The sequence below is a fragment of the uncultured Veillonella sp. genome, from assembly GCF_915069625.1.
GTDB lineage: Bacteria > Bacillota > Negativicutes > Veillonellales > Veillonellaceae > Veillonella.
Genome location: NZ_CAJZFD010000169.1, coordinates 1 through 4168 on the forward strand (window position 1 = coordinate 1; position 4168 = coordinate 4168).

The 4168-nt window shown below is 37.6% G+C and carries 6 protein-coding genes; 1 reads left to right on the top strand and 5 read right to left on the bottom strand.

Features of this window, described 5'->3' with window-relative positions; translation table 11 throughout:
• From QZ548_RS08195 to QZ548_RS08215, 5 genes are all read right to left on the bottom strand, one after another.
• On the bottom strand, nucleotides 1-697 hold a 697-nt coding region (locus QZ548_RS08195; RefSeq protein ID WP_295869609.1), incomplete at its 3' end, for an NAD(P)H-dependent oxidoreductase.
• Between the two features lie 111 nt (nucleotides 698-808).
• Nucleotides 809-1066 (bottom strand): DUF3343 domain-containing protein, encoded by a 258-nt coding sequence (locus tag QZ548_RS08200; RefSeq protein WP_227721385.1) that lies wholly within the window; start codon nucleotides 1064-1066, stop codon nucleotides 809-811.
• 124 nt (nucleotides 1067-1190) lie between these two features.
• On the bottom strand, nucleotides 1191-1790 hold the full coding sequence (gene yedF, locus QZ548_RS08205; protein WP_227721386.1) for a sulfurtransferase-like selenium metabolism protein YedF: 600 nt from the start codon (nucleotides 1788-1790) through the stop codon (nucleotides 1191-1193).
• A 140-nt stretch (nucleotides 1791-1930) separates the two neighbouring features.
• Nucleotides 1931-2962 (bottom strand): selenide, water dikinase SelD, encoded by a 1032-nt coding sequence (selD, locus tag QZ548_RS08210; protein ID WP_227721387.1) that lies wholly within the window; start codon nucleotides 2960-2962, stop codon nucleotides 1931-1933.
• 9 nt (nucleotides 2963-2971) lie between these two features.
• The gene (locus QZ548_RS08215; protein WP_004693828.1) at nucleotides 2972-3175 is read right to left on the bottom strand and encodes a DUF951 domain-containing protein; all 204 of its coding nucleotides are present in this window, start codon (nucleotides 3173-3175) and stop codon (nucleotides 2972-2974) included.
• A 602-nt stretch (nucleotides 3176-3777) separates the two neighbouring features.
• On the opposite strand from QZ548_RS08215, the gene QZ548_RS08220 reads away from it, so the two are divergent.
• A partial coding sequence (locus QZ548_RS08220) for a rubrerythrin family protein (protein WP_295869613.1) occupies nucleotides 3778-4168 on the top strand: 391 nt, incomplete at its 3' end.

Sequence of the window (4168 nt, forward strand, 5' to 3'; positions counted from 1 at the left end):
TTACAATTTCATCCATTGTACGACGTGTTTTATTACGATGTGGTTCTTCGTCTCGGTAACCAAAGGCAGCCATTACAGCAATGCCAAAGTGTTTAGTATCGAACAGGCCAAGTTCATCACCTAAGAGTGCGGTCATGTCATCTTGATTGAAGCCTTCTAATGGACAAGAATCTAAGCCTTCATACGCCGCCATAGTCATCATATTCGCCATAACGATATACGCTTGTTTAGAGGCCCAATCAAAGGCAGCCCGTTCAGACTCAAATGTTTTATAGTCACTTGTAGTAAATTGAGCATATTTCTCACGGTATGCTGCATCTACTTCTGCAGGTAATTGCTTAACTGTTTCTTGAATATAACGTACATAAGAGGAGTCAAACTCTAAGTCCACTTTTTTACGCGCCAAGAAAACTACTACATGACTAGCTTCAAGGCCTGCTAAAATCCCCCAACCATGAGCTTTCATTTTTTCCCGAATTTCTGGATTTTGAATCACCAACAATTGGTAAGCCTCAAAGCCAAGAGATGTAGGAGACAAACGTGCCGCATTAAGAATAGCATTCCAGTCTTCTTCAGAAATCTTCTTCGTGCTATCAAACTTTTTACATGCATAGCGATAGGTCATAGCATATTCTAAATCGTTACGATCCAATTTAGGGGCTGTTAATTTTACATTTTCTATTTCATACTTGCTCATATATACCTCCATAATGATAAAAAATATCATATATCTATGGTACCATAGTTAGCCGTTAAATTATATAAGAATCAAAATTTAATAAAAAACAAGAAAAAGCCTAGACGATGTCTAGGCTTTATATGGTACAGCCAGTTCACCTTTTTCATACCAAAAGAGGCCCGATGTACTGATCTTATGTTCTTTTAAAATAGTCTGAACCTGCTCTACAATACTTGGATCTATTTGTACAGATAACCCGCACATATCATACAGTTCTGGAGGTGTAGCCATCAATTGATGAGACACCTCTAATTCTGTTAATATCTTGTCTGCTTTATCACCAAAATAATAGGATGTAAAAACGACAAGTAATTTTTTATTTTCCAATGCCTCACCTCCTAACACAATCGATACGATTAGATTTCGTTCACCTAAACTATTAATGCTCGAAATAAAAAATCTAATCTAAGCCAATAACTCTAAATCAATATATCAAAATAAGCTGCTAACATTATAGCTTAACAATATTGTCACCAAGGATAGCATCTGTAATGGCATACATGTTCGTAATACTACCGACGCCAACGTTTTCTTTCACACCATAGAAATCGAGGCAAATCCCACAGGCTGCAATTTCAACACCTGCATCAGCTAACTTTTTAATATTTTCCAAATGAACAGAATCATTAGTTACCATCTTAACACTGCTATTAATGAAATAGATCTTAGATGGTTTCACATCTGCTTCTACCATACATACCCAGAAGGTTTTCATCAAGTTTCGACCGAGCTCTTCGCTACCTTCACCAAGATAATCCTTTGTCATCAAGATGACGCGGTTTCCATAGTTCATCGGTTCGCAATTCGCTTCTGTCACGGGATTCGCATTTGGCGTCATGGTGAGATAGAAATCCTTACCATCTTGGCGAATAGCCACACCATAACCACGAGACTTACCAAATTTTTCTACATTATCACGACTAACCTCATTATCTACAATAGTAGTAATGACAGCGCTTGGATTCGCATCGCTTACCTTCTTAGTTTCAATTACAGGTTTTGGACACAAGCTACCACGTACGTCTACAGTTAATTCATTTGTATTACTCATCATACACCTCTAAATTATATACATTATAAATCTTGTAAAAGTATCAACTAACAGCTAACAGCTAACAGCTAACAGCTAACAGCTAACAATAGTTTAATTCTATATCTATGCCAATAGTAGCGAAATTATTATTTATGATTTTATTCTGTGACGCGTACGGCCAGACCGCTGAAACTTTCAACAGCACCAATAATAGCAGCACAGTCGATGCCAGCCGCATGTAACGCCTCAACTAGTTGATCACCTTCACTGGCAGGAACAGAGAATAGTAAACCACCAGAGGTTTGTGGATCAAACAGAATATCCATCCATACTGGATCCAAAGTTTCATCAACTTGTACATCAGTTATGGCCTTGCGATTACCATACGATGCAGCAGGTACCAAGCCCATTTGAGCTGCTTCGATGACATCATCAAAGAGTGGAATGTCATATGCTTTAATATGAATGGTCACATCGGAAGCACTCGCCATTTCTACAGAATGCCCCATAAGGCTAAAGCCAGTTACATCCGTACATGCATGAACGGTAAAGTTATGTGCTACCTCTGCGCCTACACGATTTAATGTACTCATACTATTGACAGCTTGCTCGGTACCTACGGGGAACAAATCGCCTTTTAGAGCATTATTCATAATGCCTGTACCAATTCGCTTAGTTAATACTAGTACATCTCCTACTTGAGCGCCTTTATTTTTCCAAATTCGATTTGGATGCACTTGTCCTGTCACAGACATACCAAAGATAGGTTCTTTATTTTCAATGCTGTGGCCACCAACGATAGCCGCACCAGATTCAGCTACAATGGATCCTGCCCCATTTAATACATCTGTTAATACACCTTGTTCAACAAGAGGCACCGGGAACCCCACAATGTTCATAGCCGTTAACGGTATTCCGCCCATAGCATACACATCACTCAACGCATTAGCCGCAGCAATCTTCCCAAATAAAACAGGATCATTAACCATAGGCGTAAAGAAATCCAATGTTTGTACTAATGCTAATGTATCTGAAAGTTTATATACGCCTGCGTCATCAGCACCCGTCATATCTGCTAATACATGTTCATTAGTAACAGGAGTCACCGCTTTTAATACGCGATTTAATATATGAGGCCCAATCTTACATGCACAGCCCCCACTTGTTACGTAATCAGTGAGTCGTACCATACGTCCCCCTTATTCATTCTCTGGCAATCTAGACACGATTTTCTTAACTGCCTTTTCAAATTTTGGGCGCGGCATCAACAGTTGATGACCACAGCCATTACATACAATGAGGAAATCTGTGCCAATCCGTTTGACTTCCCATTCATCACTGCCGCAAGGATGTGACTTTTTCATCTTTACCACATCGCCTACGTAATATCTAACAAATGCCATAGCGCCTCCTTTTACAACGTTCAGTATTTATATACTTATTATACAAGAAATACAGAGTTCTATAAATATATCATAATTCTATAGTTATATAGTCATTTTATGGGTAGTTATTAGTACATTTAACGAAAAGGTTATCAATATCTAATCAATAATGATTTTTCATTTAGTTATCATTCTCAATATCAAAATCGGCTATTTTTACAAATCCTATACTATTCAGTCTTTAAGAAACCGCATTTTTACTACATTGATAATATTTATCATTTAGAAAATTTTCGAAATAAATTTTACAAAAACACTTGCATTTCTCATTTAGTATGTTACAATATAGTCAACAATGATTATTCGTTAAGTATACGGATAGCACATTGTATATAAAACTGTTAAGACGGCAAGTGCCGAAAAACACAAATCAGTAAGTACTATTTTAAAAGTTAGGCAAGTGTCTATTTAATCTAAGAATAAGTTTTCTTACTAAGGCGAAGTCGCCCACGAAAATTGTAGAATAAGTATTCTATTATTTGCATTCACAACCAAGTGGTTATGAATATATAGTTAAGTAACAAATTTGAAATTTATCGTAAGTACAAAGGAGTATTAAAATGGCAGAATTAAAAGGTTCTAACACTGAAAAAAATCTTCAAACAGCATTTGCTGGTGAATCCCAAGCATTCCAAAAATATACATATTATGCAGCAGCAGCTCGTAAAGCTGGCATGAACGAAATCGCTGATTATTTCGAAGAAACAGCTCACAACGAATCTGCACATGCTAAATTGTGGTTCAAAGCTCTTCATGGTGGCGACGTATCTTCCGATATCGAAGCTAACCTTCGTGATGCAGCAGCTGGTGAAAACTACGAACACACTACAATGTACAAAGAATTCGCTGACGAAGCTGAAAAAGAAGGCTTTGCTAAAATCGCTTACCAAATGCGCGAAGTTGGTAAAATCGAAGCTCGTCATGAAGCTCGTTACCTTGCATTAGCAGCTC